Source organism: Turicibacter sp. TJ11 (assembly GCF_021497505.1).
Classification (GTDB): domain Bacteria; phylum Bacillota_I; class Bacilli_A; order MOL361; family Turicibacteraceae; genus Turicibacter.
Genome location: NZ_CP069349.1, coordinates 1,710,498 through 1,729,617 on the forward strand (window position 1 = coordinate 1,710,498; position 19,120 = coordinate 1,729,617).

Annotated in this window: 12 protein-coding genes; 1 reads left to right on the plus strand and 11 read right to left on the minus strand. The window is 34.7% G+C overall.

The window, feature by feature from the left end; genetic code table 11:
- Nucleotides 1-29 precede the first annotated feature (29 nt).
- The 11 genes from prfB to JRC48_RS08240 form a co-directional block, all read right to left on the minus strand.
- The gene (gene prfB, locus JRC48_RS08190; RefSeq protein WP_235069093.1) at nucleotides 30-1,127 is read right to left on the minus strand and encodes a peptide chain release factor 2; all 1,098 of its coding nucleotides are present in this window, start codon (nucleotides 1,125-1,127) and stop codon (nucleotides 30-32) included.
- Between the two features lie 137 nt (nucleotides 1,128-1,264).
- Nucleotides 1,265-3,790, minus strand: a complete 2,526-nt coding sequence (secA, locus tag JRC48_RS08195) for a preprotein translocase subunit SecA (protein WP_235069104.1) — start codon at nucleotides 3,788-3,790, stop codon at nucleotides 1,265-1,267.
- 331 nt (nucleotides 3,791-4,121) lie between these two features.
- A complete protein-coding gene (hpf, locus tag JRC48_RS08200; RefSeq protein ID WP_235069108.1) occupies nucleotides 4,122-4,670 on the minus strand; it encodes a ribosome hibernation-promoting factor, HPF/YfiA family in 549 nt (182 codons plus the stop codon).
- A gap of 208 nt (nucleotides 4,671-4,878) precedes the next feature.
- Nucleotides 4,879-5,277 (minus strand): hypothetical protein, encoded by a 399-nt coding sequence (locus JRC48_RS08205; protein WP_235069110.1) that lies wholly within the window; start codon nucleotides 5,275-5,277, stop codon nucleotides 4,879-4,881.
- A 1-nt stretch (nucleotide 5,278) separates the two neighbouring features.
- Nucleotides 5,279-6,619 carry a DEAD/DEAH box helicase gene (locus tag JRC48_RS08210; RefSeq protein WP_235069112.1) on the minus strand — a complete coding sequence of 447 codons (1,341 nt, stop codon included), beginning with the start codon at nucleotides 6,617-6,619 and terminating at the stop codon, nucleotides 5,279-5,281.
- A gap of 48 nt (nucleotides 6,620-6,667) precedes the next feature.
- Entirely contained in the window at nucleotides 6,668-7,597 is a 930-nt protein-coding gene (gene pfkB, locus JRC48_RS08215) for a 1-phosphofructokinase (RefSeq protein ID WP_235069116.1), read from the minus strand.
- A 170-nt stretch (nucleotides 7,598-7,767) separates the two neighbouring features.
- Entirely contained in the window at nucleotides 7,768-13,188 is a 5,421-nt protein-coding gene (locus JRC48_RS08220) for a CehA/McbA family metallohydrolase (RefSeq protein ID WP_235069118.1), read from the minus strand.
- A 128-nt stretch (nucleotides 13,189-13,316) separates the two neighbouring features.
- Entirely contained in the window at nucleotides 13,317-14,726 is a 1,410-nt protein-coding gene (locus tag JRC48_RS08225; RefSeq protein WP_235069119.1) for an IS66 family transposase, read from the minus strand.
- Between the two features lie 266 nt (nucleotides 14,727-14,992).
- Nucleotides 14,993-16,129 carry a YibE/F family protein gene (locus JRC48_RS08230; protein ID WP_235069120.1) on the minus strand — a complete coding sequence of 379 codons (1,137 nt, stop codon included), beginning with the start codon at nucleotides 16,127-16,129 and terminating at the stop codon, nucleotides 14,993-14,995.
- A gap of 313 nt (nucleotides 16,130-16,442) precedes the next feature.
- A complete protein-coding gene (locus JRC48_RS08235) occupies nucleotides 16,443-17,294 on the minus strand; it encodes a DegV family protein (protein ID WP_235069121.1) in 852 nt (283 codons plus the stop codon).
- Between the two features lie 25 nt (nucleotides 17,295-17,319).
- Nucleotides 17,320-18,186 carry a DegV family protein gene (locus JRC48_RS08240; protein WP_235069122.1) on the minus strand — a complete coding sequence of 289 codons (867 nt, stop codon included), beginning with the start codon at nucleotides 18,184-18,186 and terminating at the stop codon, nucleotides 17,320-17,322.
- Between the two features lie 257 nt (nucleotides 18,187-18,443).
- Here JRC48_RS08240 and JRC48_RS08245 point away from each other — a divergent pair, with 257 nt between their 5' ends.
- Nucleotides 18,444-19,085, plus strand: a complete 642-nt coding sequence (locus JRC48_RS08245) for a YigZ family protein (protein ID WP_235069123.1) — start codon at nucleotides 18,444-18,446, stop codon at nucleotides 19,083-19,085.
- The last annotated feature ends 35 nt before the right edge of the window (nucleotides 19,086-19,120 follow it).

Below are 19,120 nucleotides of genomic sequence, written 5' to 3' on the forward strand. Positions count from 1 at the left end.
CTAATTTTATTCTCTTATCCACAACTCAATTAAATACTATGTCTTAAATACGCATCAATAAATCCGTCTAATTCTCCATCCATAACGGCTTGAACATTTCCTACTTCATATGATGTTCGATGATCTTTCACAAGTGAATAAGGATGGAACACATAAGAACGAATTTGACTTCCCCAACCAATTTCTTTTACTTCTCCTCGTATCTTTGCTAATTCAGCCTCTTGTTCTTCTAATTTACGTTGATATAATTTAGATTTTAACATCTCCATGGCTGCTTCACGGTTTTTGATTTGAGAACGTTGGTTCTGACAAGTCACAATTGTATTCGTTGGTAAGTGAGTAATTCGTACGGCTGAATCGGTTGTATTGATATGTTGTCCACCTGCACCGCTTGCTCGATACGTATCCACTTTTAAATCTTCCGCACGGATTTCAATATCGATGTCTCCTGAGAATTCAGGCATGACATCACATGAACAAAATGAAGTATGACGACGTCCACCTGAATCAAATGGTGAAATTCGTACTAAACGATGAACTCCACGCTCAGCTTTAAAATACCCATAAGCATTATTACCTTTAATTTTAATCGTTACACTTTTAATTCCCGCTTCTTCGCCAACTAAATAATCTAATACTTCCACTTTAAATCCTTTTCGTTCTGCGTAACGAGTATACATACGATACAACATCTCTGCCCAGTCTTGTGATTCCGTTCCACCTGCACCTGGATGTAACTCTAAAATCGCATGATTAGCATCATATGGGCCACTTAATAAAATCTCTAACTCAAATTGATTTAACTTCTCACTCACTTCACTAATTTGATGTTCTAGCTCACTTTGTAATTCTTCATCTGCTTCTTCTTGAAGGAGTTCAAAAGCAACGGCTAAATCTTCTACTTCGCCATCTAATGTGTAAAATGTATTCACTTTATCTTTTAAAACATTAGCTGCATTAATAGTCTCTTGAGCTTTTCGTTGATCATCCCAAAAACCAGGAGCTTGCATTTGATCATCGTACGCTTTAATCTCTGATTCTTTTTGATCTACATTTAGTGACTCTTTAAATTGAGCAATACGCTCAGACATCTTTTTGATTTCTGCTCTTATCTCATGAATTTCCATTTTATCACCACTTCTTTATGTCAACTTTTATGTCATAAATTATTTATTTAAATGCAAAATTAGTTCAACTAATCAAGATGACCAGTTGAACTAATTTGACGCATCAGAAGTTAGTTATCTGATTCAGCAAATAACTTCTAGCTTTCTTTTCCACAACATTGTTTATATTTTTTTCCACTTCCACATGGACATTCCTCATTGCGACCCACTTTTTGTGCACTACGAGTGACTGGACGTTTTTTCTCTTCTTTTCCGCTATTTGTAGCTGTTGGTTTTGCGACTTCTTCACGTTGTAAGTTTTGACGAATTTCTGCACGTAAAATATAACGTGTTACATCATCTTCGATTCGTTCAATTAAGCGATTAAACATTTCAAACCCTTCACTTTGATACTCATGTAATGGATTGATTTGTCCATAAGAACGTAAATGGATTCCTTGTCGTAAAGCATCCATTGCATCAATGTGATTCATCCAATGTGTATCAACCACACGTAATACAATAACTTTTTGGAACTCATGGAAAATTGATGGATCAATTGATTGTTCTTTTTCACGATAATCGTCTTTAACAAGGTTCGCTACATAATCAATCATTTCTTCTTCTGTTTTTCCTTCTAAATCAGATAATTGAACTTTATTAATCGGGAATAGGTTCGTATTTAAGTAGTTTAATAGCCCTTCATAATTATACTGATTAGCTTCTTTATTTTTAGATTCAGAGCTATCTGCTGAAGAAAATGTTTGAACTAAACGTGTGACAGATGATTCCACCATACCAAAAATAATGTCTGTTAAATCTTCTGTTTCTAAAATATCTTGACGTTGTCCATAAATGACTTCACGTTGACGACGAATGACATCATCATATTCAAGTAAGTTTTTACGCATGTCGTAGTTATTACCTTCAACACGTTTTTGAGCCGATTCCACTGCTTTAGTTACCATTTTACTTTCAATCGGTTCATTTTCATCCATCCCTAATTTATCAACCATCACGTGCATACGATCTGAACCGAAACGACGCATTAATTCATCTTGGAACGATAAATAAAAACGAGTATAACCTGGATCTCCTTGACGACCTGAACGTCCACGTAACTGATTATCGATACGGCGTGATTCATGGCGCTCTGTTCCGATAACAGCTAATCCACCTAACGCTTTTACTTCATCTGTTAACTTAATATCTGTTCCACGCCCTGCCATGTTCGTGGCGATTGTTACAGCCCCTTTATTTCCAGCATCCATAATAATTTCTGCTTCTCGTTCATGATTTTTCGCATTTAATACGTTATGAGGAATGCCTTTACGTTTTAATAACTGTGAAATATACTCTGATGTTTCAACTGCTACTGTTCCAAGTAAGACTGGCTGTCCTTTTTTATGACACTCAATGACTTCATTAACAACCGCATTAAATTTTGCATTCATATCCTTATAGACTAAGTCTGGGGCATCAACACGCGCAATTGGACGATTCGTTGGAATTTCAACAACCATCATATTATAAATATTACGGAACTCTTCTTCCTCTGTTTTTGCCGTTCCTGTCATTCCTGATAACTTATTATATAAGCGGAATAAGTTTTGGAACGTAATCGTCGCTAATGTTGACGTTTCTTGTTTAATTGAAACGCCTTCTTTCGCTTGAATCGCCTGATGAAGTCCTTCTGAATAGGCACGACCTTTCATTAAACGTCCCGTAAATTGGTCAACAATCACGACTTCATCGTCTTGAATCACATAGTCTACGTCACGAGCCATAATATAATTTGCTTTTAAGGCATTATTAATGTGGTGTAATAAAACGGCATGCTTAATATCATATAAGTTATCAATGCGAAAGGCACGTTCAGCTTTTTCAATTCCACCTTCATTTAGCTGAATATTTTTTGTTTTAATATCAATATTATAATCTTCTTCATCTTTTAATGTTTTAACAAATCGATCCGCATGAGCATAAAGATTTGCCGTACGCTTTTGTCCACCTGAGATAATTAACGGTGTACGTGCCTCATCAATTAAAATAGAATCAACTTCATCAACAATCGCATAGTTTAATTTACGTTGTACCATTTGTTTTGCATATAAAACCATGTGATCTCTTAAATAATCAAACCCTAATTCATTATTTGTTGAGTACGTAATGTCGCAAGCATATTGTTTCTTTTTCTCTTCAGATGGCATTCCTGCTAAGTTTAATCCAACCGTTAACCCAAGCCAACGATATAGTTCTCCCATCTCACGCGCATCACGACTAGCTAAGTATTCATTGACGGTAATGATATGAACCCCTTTACCTTCTAACGCATTTAAGTAAGCAGGCATGGTAGAAGTTAATGTCTTACCTTCACCCGTTCTCATCTCAGCAATATTCCCACCGTGTAAAGCAATTCCCCCAATAATCTGTACTTTATATGGTTTCATTCCTAGTACACGAGTTGATGCTTCGCGAACAACAGCAAATGCTTCAACTAATAAGTCATCTAATGTTTCCCCTTTTTCAATTCTCTCTTTAAACTCTAATGTTTTATTTTGAAGTTGCTCATCTGTTAGTTGTTGCATATGTGGTTCTAAAGCAATTACTTCATCGGCTAATTTATCGGCGCGCTTTAGTACTTTCACACTTGGATCTAACATTTTCTTAATAGCTGCAATCATCATCATCGCTCCTTGTCTATCTTTAACTAACCCTAGTTAGCTAATACTCTTTTTATTAACATAATGTTACCACTTTTAAGTAAACATGTACATAAAAAATCCCCACTTGGACACAATGTGACCTAATTTTTACCTATATTCTTTTTCACTTTACTCCTACGGCATAAATTTGATCTCAAGACTTGATTAAATACTTAGTTTTTATAATAGAATTTCGAATCTTAAATGGCGACTTTACTCATATAAAAAGCTGTCTCTTAGTTAAGACAGCTTTTAAAAAACTTCAGATGGAACAAAAAGACTATCTAAGATAGTCTTTTTGTTCTCTTTATTAGTGATTAGTTTCAATAACGGCATATTTTCCATCTTTACGACGATATACGACGCAAACAGTATCGACTTCCATATCTCGATAAACGTAAAAATCATGACCTAATAACTCTAATTGCATAATCGCCTCTTCAACATCCATTGGTTTTAAATGAACATTTTTTATCTTATAAGGAATCTCATCATGTTTATTATAAACTTCTGGTGTATCATCCATATTGATAAAATAATTACTAATTCCTTCGCGTTCACGGATCTTCTTATTTGCTTTTGTTTTATGACGACGAATTTGACGTTCTAATTTATCTACCACTAAATCAATCGCTGCATATAAATTATCACTTTCTTCTTCAGCGCGAAGAATAAATTGATTTCCTGGAATCGTAACTTCCACTTTTTGAATGACATCATAAATCTTAATGTAGACGCGAGCCTCTAAATCTTGATTAGTCGGCAAGAATCGCTGCAGACTGCCTACCTTTTCTTCAATGTAATTTTTAATTGCATCTGTGACTACAAAACGATTAGCTCCCCTAATTTGAATTCTCATTAGAATCACTCCTATCTATCTGATGTACTTTTATTATAATACAAATCCGAAGTAATAGAAAGCGTTTTCCGATTTTTGTCGAACGTAACTTTTTTCTTAAAAATCTAATTGAAAATTTCTTTATTGTATTAATATTTCTTATTTAAGTTTAGTCAGTCATCCACCTATTTATACCTAGAAAACGATTATAAAAATTTAATGGATACGCTTAGTATAATCTTATCGTTTGATCGTTAGATAATTCCTTTGAAACGATTAATATGTCTACTGGCAACGGAAGTCTTTGTTTCACTTGCTCGATTAAAATGAAAAACCAAGGATAAGGTGCCTGACTATCAATCTCTAGAATGGTCACTTGGTTTCCTTTTTTCAGTTGCTTCTTAATCCTCCTTTCAAGAGCTGGAAAAAACAAATCAATTAAGATTACATCTCCTTTTCCTAAGCGAGTGATGACACCTTGAAGCCATTCGTTATTCTCAAATAAAACGGCGTCTTTTTTAAAAATAAAATTTGACTCACAGCGACAACAAAGTTTTAGAGGCCCAATAGATAAAAAATCATGAAATCTTTGGATAGTGATCTCTTGATGACAGACTAAACAGTTCATCTCATCGCTCCTCCTTTAACAAACCCTGTTGTTGAGCCATTTGATTCATTCGCTTAATTTGTTCGCGTGCGCTATCCATCGCCTGAGTCACTCCATAATGAAACAACACAATCTCTCCATGGGGATAGCTTGGGTTTCTCCCCACTCTTCCACTAATTTGTACAAGAGCACTTTCTTCATATACCTCATGTTCAGCACAAAAAATTGCTACATCAATATTAGCTATGGTCACTCCACGCTCTAAAATCATTGTCGTAATAAGAAATTGCCCCATTCCTTCTTTAAATTTCTTCACCTTCTCGAGTCTGTCACTATCACTTGAATAGACAAAATCAACTTCTAACCTCATCAATTTCTTCAATGCTTGTTGAAGAAGATGCCCCGCTTCAATCGTTGGAACAAATAAAAGGGCTCGTCGTTGCGTCATAATCTTGTTCCTTATCCATTTTAAAACGACATGCGGAAGTAATCCTTTTTTCAAAGCTCGCTCAAGATTTCCAGCCCATTGAAACTTAGGAATATCGAGCGCATACAAATGATATCTAGCAGGAATCAAACAACATTTAAGCGCCCCCTTTTTAATCGCTACTTGATCAGCTTTTGAAGGGGTTGCAGATAAATAAATAGTCGCGCAGGTTGGCTTACAAGCTTTTTTCGCTAATCTTGGTAACATCTCATCAAACGTATAAGGAAAGGCATCCACTTCATCAATAATTAATAAATCAAAGGCTTGATAAAACCTAATCAATTGATGAGTGGTACTAATGACAATATCTCCATAATCATTTTTCTCATCGGAATGTCCATGAAGACCAATCACTTTAGCATGTGGAAAAGCTTTTTTAAGACGGGGAACTAACTCAATCACAACATCCGTTCTTGGAATCGCCCAACACACTCGTTTTTGTTGCTTTAATGCAAGAGATATCGTTTCAAACATCATTTCCGTTTTCCCAGCTCCACATACAGCCCAGATCAAGCCAACTTCATTCTTATTTAAAATTGACTTTGAAAAATTAGAAGCTTTTTGCTGAAGTAAAGATAATTTAAAGTCAGCGTTTAATACATGTGCATTTTTAGAAATACTGGCCCTAATTAATGACCGATAGAGATAATGCTCACTGTCTACCATCTTAAAGTCTAAGCATTGGCGGCAGTAAGTAATGGTTTTCTCGTGATATAAAAAGGTTCCGAACCATTCATCTGATTCATTTAAACAACGCTCGCATCTTTTATTATTTACTCCTATAACTCTCACAACATTTTTTTCCTGAACAACGCCTTCTTTTATCCTTTTTAGGTACTCCTCCTCCGTCCATTCTCGTCCACTCACATCGACCATAAAAAAATCACCTCTAACATAACCTACGTTACAGGTGATTCATTTCTTTTATTTAATTTTTTCCACCTGACAGCGAGGTAATAACGACTGGTAATCTTGTTGGATCACATGGGCTGTCTCAAACGTCATTGCATTTGCACTTGATAAGGCAATTGCTTTTTGAAGCATTGTCGATGGATCGTCTCCTTCCGTCAATGAAAGACACATTGAGGCGACAACTGTATCTCCACAACCAAGTGTACTTTTCACTTCTACTTCTGGTGCTTTACCTTTCCAAACCCCATGCTCAGAAACAAGCATCGCACCTTCTTTACCAAGTGAAACTAAAACATAAGTGATGCCTTTTTTACAAATATTTTGAGCATATTCAATCATTTGTTCATCTGTTGCAGTTTTTTGATTCATTAGCTCAAGCATTTCATCTTTATTTGGTTTAATTAATTTTGCTTTTTCTTGAATGGCTACTTTTAGTAAAGGGCCTGATGTATCCACAATGACTTGATCACAATTTGCTTTCGCTACTTGAATAAGCTTTTTAAAATAAGATTCATCAATCCCTTGAGGAGCACTCCCACAAATCGCGACAACCGTACTTTGCTTTGCTAGTTTTTCTACTTTTTGTAGTAATTGATTCAGTTCATGGGCATCAACTTTAGGACCTTTTTCAAGTAATTCAGTTCGCTTTCCTTTTGTATCGAATAGTTGAATATTTGTTCGAGTTGTTCCAGCAATTGAGACAAAATGATCATGAATCTTCTCTTCTTCAAAACATTGTCTAAAAATCGGAGCGACCATTCCTCCTAAAAAACCAGTTGCACTCACTTCATGATTAAAATCTCTTAAAACTTTAGCAACATCGATTCCTTTTCCGGCAGCAGATGCACTTAAAAGTTCAGCACGATTGGTTTCACCAATCTCAATATGATCAATTTGCATTAATTTATCTAATGCAGGATTTAACGTTACAGTTGTAATCACTAACCTCACACTCCTTTGAGTTTAGTATGCTCATGTTTAATCTATTCATTTATCACAGATGAGACAAACCTAAAGTTAAACAGTCTGATAACCTAAGAAAATAAAAAAGAAGCTATCGAAGTTAGATAAACTTAATTACCCATTGTTCGATAGCTTCTTCAAAAATATGATTACTCTGATTTAGAGTGACGTTTATTTGTTAATTGTATAGTATATCCAATCACTAAAAGAATCGTTCCTACTACTAACCAATTCATTAAATATCCATACCCTGTTTCTGGTGTTACTATAGAAGCGTTATTTCCGTTTCCATTGTTGTTTCCGTTTCCGTTGTTGTTTCCGTTTCCGTTGTTATTTCCGTTTCCGTTGTTATTTCCATTTCCGTTGTTGTTTCCGTTTCCATTGTTATTTCCGTTTCCGTTGTTATTTCCGTTTCCGTTGTTATTTCCGTTTCCGTTGTTATTTCCGTTTCCATTGTTATTTCCGTTTCCGTTGTTGTTTCCGTTTCCGTTGTTGTTTCCGTTTCCGTTGTTGTTTCCGTTTCCATTGTTATTTCCGTTTCCGTTGTTGTTTCCGTTTTCGCCATTATTTTCGTTTTCATTATTGTCTAATAACTGATTTAAATAATTAATGACTTCAGTATTACTTGGTGAAACCATTAACGATAAATAATGCGTGTCTTGTGAATTCTTTAATATTAAGTTATAAGTGATCTCTTGACGTGCGTTAGCAATCTTTACGATGACTTCATATCCATCAATTAACTTCTTAATTGATTCTACTGTTGCATTATCAGCTACTTGCAACACTAGTGGATTTTCCTTAGTTGCATCTCCTGAGACTGGCAATAACACACCTGTATCAATTTTATCTTTTAATGATTGTGGAACATTTACTTCCGCATCTTGTGACTCGTTAACTACAATAACTTCATCTGTATCGCGTACACGAATTCGTTTTCCAGCGGCATCTTCGGCTGCTAAACCAATAACTGATAATGTATCACCTACTTGAATACGTGATGACCATGTTTCAGGTTGATCTCCTGATGTTCCACCACCAATATATCCGTTGATATGAACACGAGCATCTCCCGAACCATCGTTAATAATAATGTTTCCGGCTTTTACATCAATTGATTTAACAATTCCTTGAGCAGATACTAGTAATCCTTCATACTTTTCTAACATACTGTCTGCTGTTGATAAAGCTGTTGCGTCAACTAAGTTAATCGATTCATTGATAATCTCTACGTCAGTTAATTCTTGAACTTCACCTAATTGCGTATCCCCTTCATATGATCCAACGACTCCAGTAATACGTACCTTTTGCCCTAATTTTAACTTTGTATTAGCAATCGGATGAATTGTAATTCCACCTGTTTCATCTTGTACATAAACAACATCGAAGAATGATGTTAATGGATTTGAGTTTCCAGCTGTTACGATTCCTTCAATCGTACGAGTTTCACCTTTTAAATCCGGTTCATTATCTCCGTTTTCATCAACATGTAACTCAGCAATCGGTGTAATTTGTGCTGCTTTTGCTGGAGCTAAATCATTAATAAGATTTTTGATGATCGTACGATTTGAATAATCACGGTTTGGATCAGCTTCAAAATCTGAGAAGAACGTCACACCTGAAGCCACAATTTTCGAACCGTTTGGCAACGTTTCAACCGCTAAAGCAATAATATCATTTCCAGAAACAGGTGTATTATCACCTTTTTTATCTGCATCATCACTTTGTGTTGTTTCGTGTCCACGCACAACAGCATCTATATTTTTTGCCCCTTGTGGAATTAATACTGAGTTTCCACTATAGAAACTAAATTTATAGTCCGTATTCTTAGCATTTCCTTGCTCGATTTTACCAAAGTCTATTCCTTTAGTATAAATACTTTCTTCATTATAATCATCAAAGTATAAACGATAAGTTTGTCCACCATTTTCTACTGGATCGATGACTTGATCGTCATTAAAACGAATAGTTGCTCCAATTGATTCTAAAATTTTATTTCCTTGAGTGGCGTTTTGATATTCTCCTTCTGCATCTTTATAATCTGCTTTAGACGTAATAATTAAATCTCCACCCGCTTCAACAAAAGCTTTAATTGCCAAAACTTCATCATCACTATAATAAAACTTATCACTTGGATCCGTAATGATTAATACATCAATTCCGTTTAATATTTCTGGGGTAATCGTCTCTTTATTGATTTTAACAATTCCACCTTCTTGACCAACTAGCTCCGTTACATATTTCATGTTATCTGGATAAGTTCCTGTCACATAGCCATTTTCCTTACTTCCATCAATTAAAACATGACTAACTTCAGTTGTATCAAATGTTCTTACTTCAATACGCTCTGTATAAGTACGTTCTGCGCCATTAATGTTTAATGTAATGACCGCTTCGATTACGTTTTTACCTTTTTTAGTTAGTGGAAATTTAGCACTTAACGTTGCTGTATCTGACGGAGCAATATTTGCTAAAACATCTTTAGCTACAGCTGTTGTTGAACCATTTAAGAAATATTCTACTTTTACATTTGTAATAGCAGTTGGTTCATTATTATAAACAACTGCATCAACTGTAACCTCATCTCCAACTAATAATTTTGAAGAACTTGCTGTTACACTTGAAATCCCAACATTTTCTTTTTCGCCAATCCACACTGGAGCCGTTACCGCGATATCTAAATCATTTTGTGTTACTTTAACATAGTAGTATGTTGATGAAACTTCTGGTTCAAATGAGAATGCCCACTCTTTCTCTGTTGCATCAACATCCGTAATTTCATGAGCAACACGTCCACCATCTGTAATTAATTGAATTTTATCAATTGTATCTGAAGCATCTGGATCCATTACTTTGATGTAAACTTCAGCTGAATCTTGTTCAGATAAAATTGATCCCATTGTTGCCCCATTTAACTCGTAGGAAATGTGTAAGTTTTCATCTTCCGTTGAATAAACGCGGCGTTCACGAATCGCTTCATATAAACTATCGCGTGTTAACTCTTCAGCTTCAATAACTGTACGAGCTGTATTGGCATTTCCCCATAAACCTTTATGATTATCTTGATTGTTTGTAGGAGCAACATGCCATCCTTTATCTAATGCACGTGTATAATACTCATATGATGGGAAGTGTGCACTACTGCGAATTGGTCCATCACCATTTCCAACTTCAATTAATGTAATTAACTCGTCAATTTCTTCATCATAAAAACCAAAATCTACGAAATCTCCGAATGTTGTCCCTGGGTGATTGAACTGTGAAACAGATTGTGATTGGGTTTTTAAAGCTTCGTAATAATTACGTAAATTCATCGCAGCATTTGTACGAGTTTCGAATCCTTGTGTATTGAATGTATTCATATGACCGTACTTTCCAGTACCTGCTGACCATGTCATCTCATAGGCATAAATAGCTGTAAACTCATGATCTTTATTATATTTATCTGCCGCACTTAATCCAGTTTGCCATTTCTCACTCATTGATCCATCAGCAATATTTGCCTCTGTATCATTATCAAACGAGTTTGAGTGGTCTGTTACAGCTAAGAAGTCTACACCGGCTTTATCTTTAGCATAAGTGTAAGCATCATCAATTGATCCAGCACCATCTGATAAATTAGTATGTGAGTGTAATTGACCAAAGTATAAGTTTCGTGCCACATCCGCTACCTTAAATGTCCACTCTTTTTCAGTTTCATTACCTGCTTTATCTGCTAATTGTAACTTCACTGTATAAGTTCCATTTTCTAATGCTTCATCAACTTGGTAACTTAGTTCTGTTTCAGTCACTACTGCTTTATCGGTAATATCATTTTCATTAAAGAATAACTTAATTGAATCGATATTAATTCCTGAACGATCACAATATTTAGCTGAAATTTTAGGTGTTTTATTTTTACCTAAGTTTGCGTTATCAGCAGGTGAAACTGATGTAATTTCTGGTTTCGTGTAATCATCTGATGAAACTTTAACTGTCATTGTTTCTGAGGTTGCTTTATTTCCTTCAATATCAGAAGCTTCAATCTTATATTCAATTCCTTTAGCATCTAATTCTTTCTTAGAAATAACACCTTGATAAACACCATCTATCAATCCCATTGGAACTGATTTAAAATCTTCTGTTCCAATCACGCGATAAAATAACGTGACATCTCCCACTTTACGATTATCTGTTACCTTAGCTTTAACAGTCATATCATAATCTAAATTTCCTGAATCTACGATATCAACTAACGAAATGACTGGCGCTTCAGTATCCTCTTCTTTTTCCCCTAATGCTTGTGCATATAAGCTCATATCATCAAAGGCAATATTCATTTGTCCTTTTTCTTCAATATAAATTCGAATACGTGTTGCATCTTCTGGAATACGAACTCCGTAGTTTTCGTATTTCGCTTCAAATGAGTTAAACATCGCTAAGTCTTTCCACTCATCTTTGAAATTTGATTGATACTGTACACGTAAAACTGTTGTACCACTTGCCTGTGAGCTATTTCCTTTAGCTGCAAATTTCAATAATCCATTTTCAACTAAACGGAACTCCTCAGTTGTAATGTATTGTCCTTTTTTAGAGAATTTAACGGAAGGAGCTGCTACGTTTCCAGAATTATACTTATCGTCACTTGTTGAGTTAGTTTCCCATCCCTCAGCTAGTTTAGGAAAATCTTTAAATCCTTCGTTAAAAACAGTAACAGGATAATCTTTACTTTCTGTCACTTCAATACGTTTTTGTCCGACATATTTCTTACCATCAATCATTGTTGTTGCAGCAACTTGACTAACTCCTGTCGCTAACGCTTGCATTTTTCCTGCATCATTAACTTTTAAAACATTTGATTCTGTTGATTCAAATGTAACATCTGAGACTACTTCTCCTTCAGTCGTTGTCACTTGTAATGTCGAAGTCATTCCAACTTCAAGTGTTGAGGCACCAGATACAACTAATTCACCATAAGCATCCACTTCTGGTTTAGACTCTGAATCGTTGCCTGGTGTTTCTTCTGTTGAATCTTCTCCCATTGTTCCCGTTCCATAAATAGCAATATCATCGATTGAAATATTTCCTAATGATTTTTTAATTCCAAATCGAACTTGAGTAACGGCTTGTGAAAGATCAAATGTTAATGTCTCTTTTTCTTCGGTAATAACATCTTCAAAAATAATCTTCCATTCATTATTTTCTAAAACTTCAACAATAAGTTGTGATGTGAAACCATTGTTTCCACCATTTCCTTTTGTTAAAAACGATAATTTCCCTTGAGATTCCAATTTAAAGATGGGTGATGTTAATGTCTGTCCGCTTTGTTCTAATTTTACAGCAGGTGCATTTTCACCACTTTGTGCAATATTATTATAAATTGGACGCTCTACCTTTGTATTAGCTTCCACCCAACCTTCAGGCATCTCTACCTTGTAGTTATCAAAACCTTCTTTAAAGATTAAAGATTGTTCTACTTCCGAAAAAATCTCCTGTGCGTAGACTTTCGGGCTTGGAATAATTATTCCTGATGTTACGATACTAAAAGCTAACGTACTATTTAGCATCTTTTTAAAAAATACTGTCCTCATATGATCCTCCACTTATTTATTTGCTGTTATATGATTGGCCTTTTATAACAACTAAGTAACTATTCAGCCTAGTAGAAAAGAGTATCACAAAAAGGAGTGCTCATTTAGTGAAGTACTCCTTGTGAATGTTATGAAAATTGAATCGTATTTCCCATTAAAATGGTTTCAATACTTTCGATAATATTTAATCCTTGCTTTTGACAAGTAGAGATGAAACCTCTGATTCGGGCGAAACAATGAGCACCTTTTTCTGTTCGGAAACATCCGGATATTTTTTGTTTAGTTTTAGTCATTCGGACATCACGCTCAGCTAAATTATTATCAAACGGAACTTCAACTTGATACAGAAATTCTAATACTTCTTCTTGTCGTTTCGATAAACGATTGAGTAATCGAACGGAATCCGTATTCTTTTCATGCAGTTTTAAAGGATTCTCACGGTAACCCTCTTCGATGATTTGTTGGTATCGTTTCTCAAACTCCTGTATTTTAGATAAGGGTAAAGGATATTCCGTCTCTTCTGAATAAGTTTTAGCTTCAAGTAATAATTTCGTCATGTTTTTTGCCCACTGTTGGTTCTCAAAATCGATGATTCCTTTAAACTCTCTTAAATGATGAACGTTACATAAAGCATGCGTACAATCATCATATTTAAAATACGGGGTCCAATGGTCATGGATGACGGTTCCTTTGAAAGAGGGAAGAATGCCATTGGCTTCAATGGCTTGAGAGCCACGCTTTTCATGAACAAAGTAATGCGTGAATTTTTGATTTGAAGTCACGTGAAGCCAGTGTCTCTTTCCATTGACATAACAGCCTGTTTCATCTAAATGAAGATGATTTGATGCCAAAAGATTTTCTTTGATTGAGGCTTCAGTCGTTTCTAATAACTCATCACATCGTTTCGTCATATTCACCAGTGTTCCTTGGCTGATGGTCGCTTTGAAAATATCTTGAGTCAATTGTTTCAGACGGTTGAAAGGAATCAATTGATAGTGACTGAAATAAGTTAATACACTTGTTAAATGTGGCCCATATTGTGTCGGTTGTGTGACATGTTTCGGAAATAGTCCTTCATTTTTAAAGTGACAGTTAGGACATACTTTAATTTGGGATTGATGCTCAGTCACTTGAAGCCTTAAGCTCGGTAAATCAAAAACTTGACGTCGAATCGTTTTTTGAGGTTCAACGTTTTCTAAACAACACCCACACCCTTGGCAAGTTTTCGGATGATGTGTGACGACATGATCCGGATCTTTTATCATTTTTAAGGTTGAACCTTGATGTCCGACTTGACCACCCGGTTTTTTATTTGAAGGTTGACGCAAACTTTTTGTCTTTTTAAAACCATCGGTTGACGGAGGTAAGCTACTATTTTGACTGGTTTGATTTGATTGTTTTTCAAGTTTCTTAAGGCGAGCATCTAAATCTGAAACAGTCTGAGATAACTCAGAGATTTGAGTGGAAAGTCCTTGAACTAAACTAATAACGGATTGAATCCCCTCCTGATAAACTTTGATGATTTCAGATTCTGACATGAGATGACACCTTCTTCTAAAGTTGGAATAGTAAGGATATTATAACGTAAATCTTACAAATAGGTAAGTTATTCACGAGAGCTACATATCATTAACAAAAACACCAAGGAATGGAATTCATTTACTTGGTGGCTGAATAGTTACACAACTAAAACAAATTATACCAAATTAACTCAATTTTTTTGTTATTTTTTTGTAATAAATTAATTATTTTGTAAAATTATAGAATTTAAAAAGCTATCTCATTGTGAGATAGCTTTCTTTAACTATATTTTTTTATACATATAGGCGGCAATTAAAACTGTGATTGGAACAGTAATAACAATTCCAATACTTCCAGCTAATCCCTGAACTAACTCTGTTCCAAGAACATCTAAGTTAATTAACTGCATTTCGCTAATTGTTGCGGAGTAAATTAAAATAGCAGTAGTTAATGAACCTCCAGCTAAGGCTAAGATCAGTGTATTAGTCATTGTTCCGATCATATCTGTTCCGACATTCATTCCACTTTGAATTAATTCTTTCATCGTTAATTTTGAGTTAACAGAAACTAATTCAAACATCGAAGAGGAAATAGACATAGCTACATCCATTACAGCTCCTAAAGAAGCGATTAAAATTGATGCTAACAGTAATCCTTTTACCTGAAGCTTACTCGTTTCAGATACATAAAGTAATGCCTCAGTATCTTGCATTGTTCCACCTGATAAATGAGCTAAGTCACTGAAAATATAAGCGATTAATGTTGCAATTAGGACACCTGCTAATGTTCCTAAAATAGCAGTCAGAGATTTTTTGTTTAATCCCGCTACTAACCATAAAGTGACTAATGTGCTTAAAACAACAATAATAAGAGCAGCTAATACAGGATGCATTCCTCCTAACATTAACGGTAACATTAAAAAAATCACACAAATTCCTGTAAAGAATAAAGAGACTAATGACTTAACACCTTTAAATTTCCCAATCCACGTGACTAAGGCACAAAAAATAACTCCTAATAAAACTAATACGTGGTGGCGCTTATAACTACTAACAGTCAAATCAAGAATTTCTCCTTCATCTAAATAAGCACCGACAATAATATTTGTTCCCGGTTTAACAATTGTGTTATATAAGCGGCTAATATGATTTTTAAATGTATACTCGTTTCCTTCATATGGCCCATCTGTTAACTTTACACGTATTTCTTGTATACCAACTATAAATTCTTCGGTATAGTTATCAGGCCCAAGATCTTCATCTTGAACTTCTAATACCGTTGCACCGTAATATTGAACGTCACGATTTAATCGATTCGGTAAATATCCACCTTCAAAAATTAATCCTGAAATCCAAACAATAAATCCTGAAACAATCATAACCAATACTAAAGGTAATCCTTCTCTACTCCAATTTCTCATTAAAAATCCTCCTAGTTGTGTCTAATCCTCTAACATACATTTCAATAAAAATGGAATGTTATACCTATTAAGTATACACCACTACAATAAATAACAAAATATTGCAATTATTGATATTTGATAAAGTTATCTCTGTCTATTGCGAATAAGTATGACCTAAAATTTTTTAAATCTACCACATCAATAATCATTAAAGCACATTAAAAATTTGAAGAGGATCATCTACTATGTTTTAAGAATTTTCCACATTTTTAAAAGTAACACACTAAGTTAAATAAAAAATGAGACTATCTCTTTTGAGATAGTCTCATTTTTATTTATGTTTAACCCATCCAATAGCTACAGCACCTGGTCCACCATGAACGGCAACAACAAGTGAGATTGGATAAATTTTAACTTCATGATTTGGATAAGCTGCTTGTAATTCAGCTTGAGCGATTTTTGCTCCTTCTTCATTTCCAATATGCATAACGACTAATTGATAATCTTCTGTTAAATTAGCTTCTTTACCAATTTCGATTAAACGTTTTAATGATTTCTTAAACGTACGGATTTTTTCAATAGCTTGTAAGGTTCCATCAGGTTGAATTTGACAAATTGGTTTAATTTGTAGTAAGCTTCCGATTGCTGCTTCAACGTTTGATAAACGTCCACCTTTACGTAAGTTCGTTAAATCATTAATCGCTGCATAGAATTGATTATTTTCACGGATCATTTCTAAGTATTCAAGGATTTCTTGTGCTGAAGCACCTTCTTGTGCTTTTTTCGCTGCATAAACCGCAAACATTCCTTGTGTATACGTGACAGTACGTGAATCAAAGACATGAATATGATCTTTATTGACCATTTCAGCACATGTTTTCGCTGTTTGGTGACTTCCACTTAACTGACTTGAAATGTTAATGTGAATAATATCTTCATATCCTTGTGCAAATAATGATTCATATAATTCGATCGTTTGCCCTGGTGAAGGTTGTGATGTAGTTGGTAATCCACTATAGTTTGCACAACGATCTATAAATTCTTCGGGTGTCATATCAATAAATTCACGGTAAGACTCTGTTCCAAACACAATTGAAATATAGTTTATATGAATATTTAATGCTTTAAGTTCTTCAGCAGGAATACATCCTGTGCTGTCAGATACGATTGCAACTTTTACCATATCTTTACCTCCCAAGATAGTTTAATTATATATTATATTGTTCAGGCATCCAGCAGGCTCCTACTCCACCACGTCCGAAGTGGATCGCCATAACTGGCCCAATCTCGTTTCCTACATGTACCTCTACTAATTCTTTACATGCTTCTTCCATTAATGCTTTTAATTCGTTAGCACCTTCAATAGCATTAACGTGTGTAATACGAACAATTTGTTTTCCTGATTTTTCAACATCTGCACGTAAACGTTCAACAATCCACTTAAACACACGCTTTTTCGTACGTACTTTATCAAAAACGTCTAATTTACCATCCGATAACCCGATGATAGGTTTAATATTTAATAAATTTCCAATACTAGCTGCTGTTTTTGATAAACGCCCTGTACGAACTAATGTATTCAAGTCATCCACGTATAAGTACATAGGACCACGCGTTTTATAAAAATCAACGACTTTTATAACCTCGTCAATACTTTTCCCTTCTTCTAAAAGCTGGCACACACGAATTAATACATTTTCTACTCCGATTGATGCTGTATTCGTATCGATGACTGTGATACGATTTTCAGCTCCATCAATCATCGTACTTGCAATGCGTGCTGAGTTCACCGTTCCACTTACATTATTTGTACAGAATAATCCTAAAATATAGTCATACTTTTTAATTAAGTCTGTGTATAACTGAACAAACTCCTCCGGTGCTGGTTGTGATGTGGAATAGTTGGCACCTTCATCAATCATACGAAATAATCGATCATTATCAATCTCTTTTTGTTCTGCATAAGCTTTACCATCAACAATAACATTTAAATATCCATAATATACGTCTGGATATCGTTCTAAATCAACTGAAGTTAAGTTAGTAAGACTGTCTGTTACAATAGCGACTTTCATAATCCACCTCATTATTTTATCTATCATTATTATAGCATATTTTCACTTCACTAAAATGTACGACTAATCATTATGGACAAAAAATAGTTTTATTTTCAAACCTTCTTTATATTTTAGCGAAAAAATCAAAAATGTCAACTTACCTATGTAGATTTAATAGATTAACGGATGCTCCTTATAAAAATCATGTCTAAAGTTATATCAAAGGACTTACTGTTTTATGTTATAATAAAAACAAACTAATTGAGGTGATGTCTTTGGAACGTTATTTAATGGTCGCTCAAGATGGTGAACATGAAATTATTGTCGATAAATCTCGTTTTATTTGTCATGTCAAACGGGTTTATACGGATCAAGAGGCGATGGAATTTATTAAAGAGATTAAAAAGCTTCATTGGAATGCCACTCATAACTGCTCTGCTTATCAAATCGGAGATTTCAATGAAATTCAAAAAGCAAATGATGACGGTGAACCAAGTGGAACGGCAGGAGTTCCTATGCTTGAGGTTCTTCGTAAACAAGGAATTAAAAATTGCGTGGTCGTTGTGACTCGCTACTTTGGTGGAATTAAACTAGGGGCTGGTGGACTAATTCGTACATATGGAAAGTCGGTTTCAGAAGCGATTAAAGAACTTGGTGTTATTGAACGTAAAACGATGAAAACGATGTTTATAGAAGCAGACTACAATTTACTTGGAACGATTCAAAATCGATTAGAAGGAACAGATTTTTTAATTAGTCAAGTACACTATACGGATAAAGTCTCAGTTGAAGTCCTCATTGATGTAGATGCTGAAGAAACGTTTACCACTTGGATCATTGATATTACAAATGGTAAAGTTGAAGTTATTTCTGGTGATACCTCATTCAAAGAAGTTCCCTATCATCGTGAAGCATAAAAAACCATTATCCACAATCGTTGGATAATGGTTTT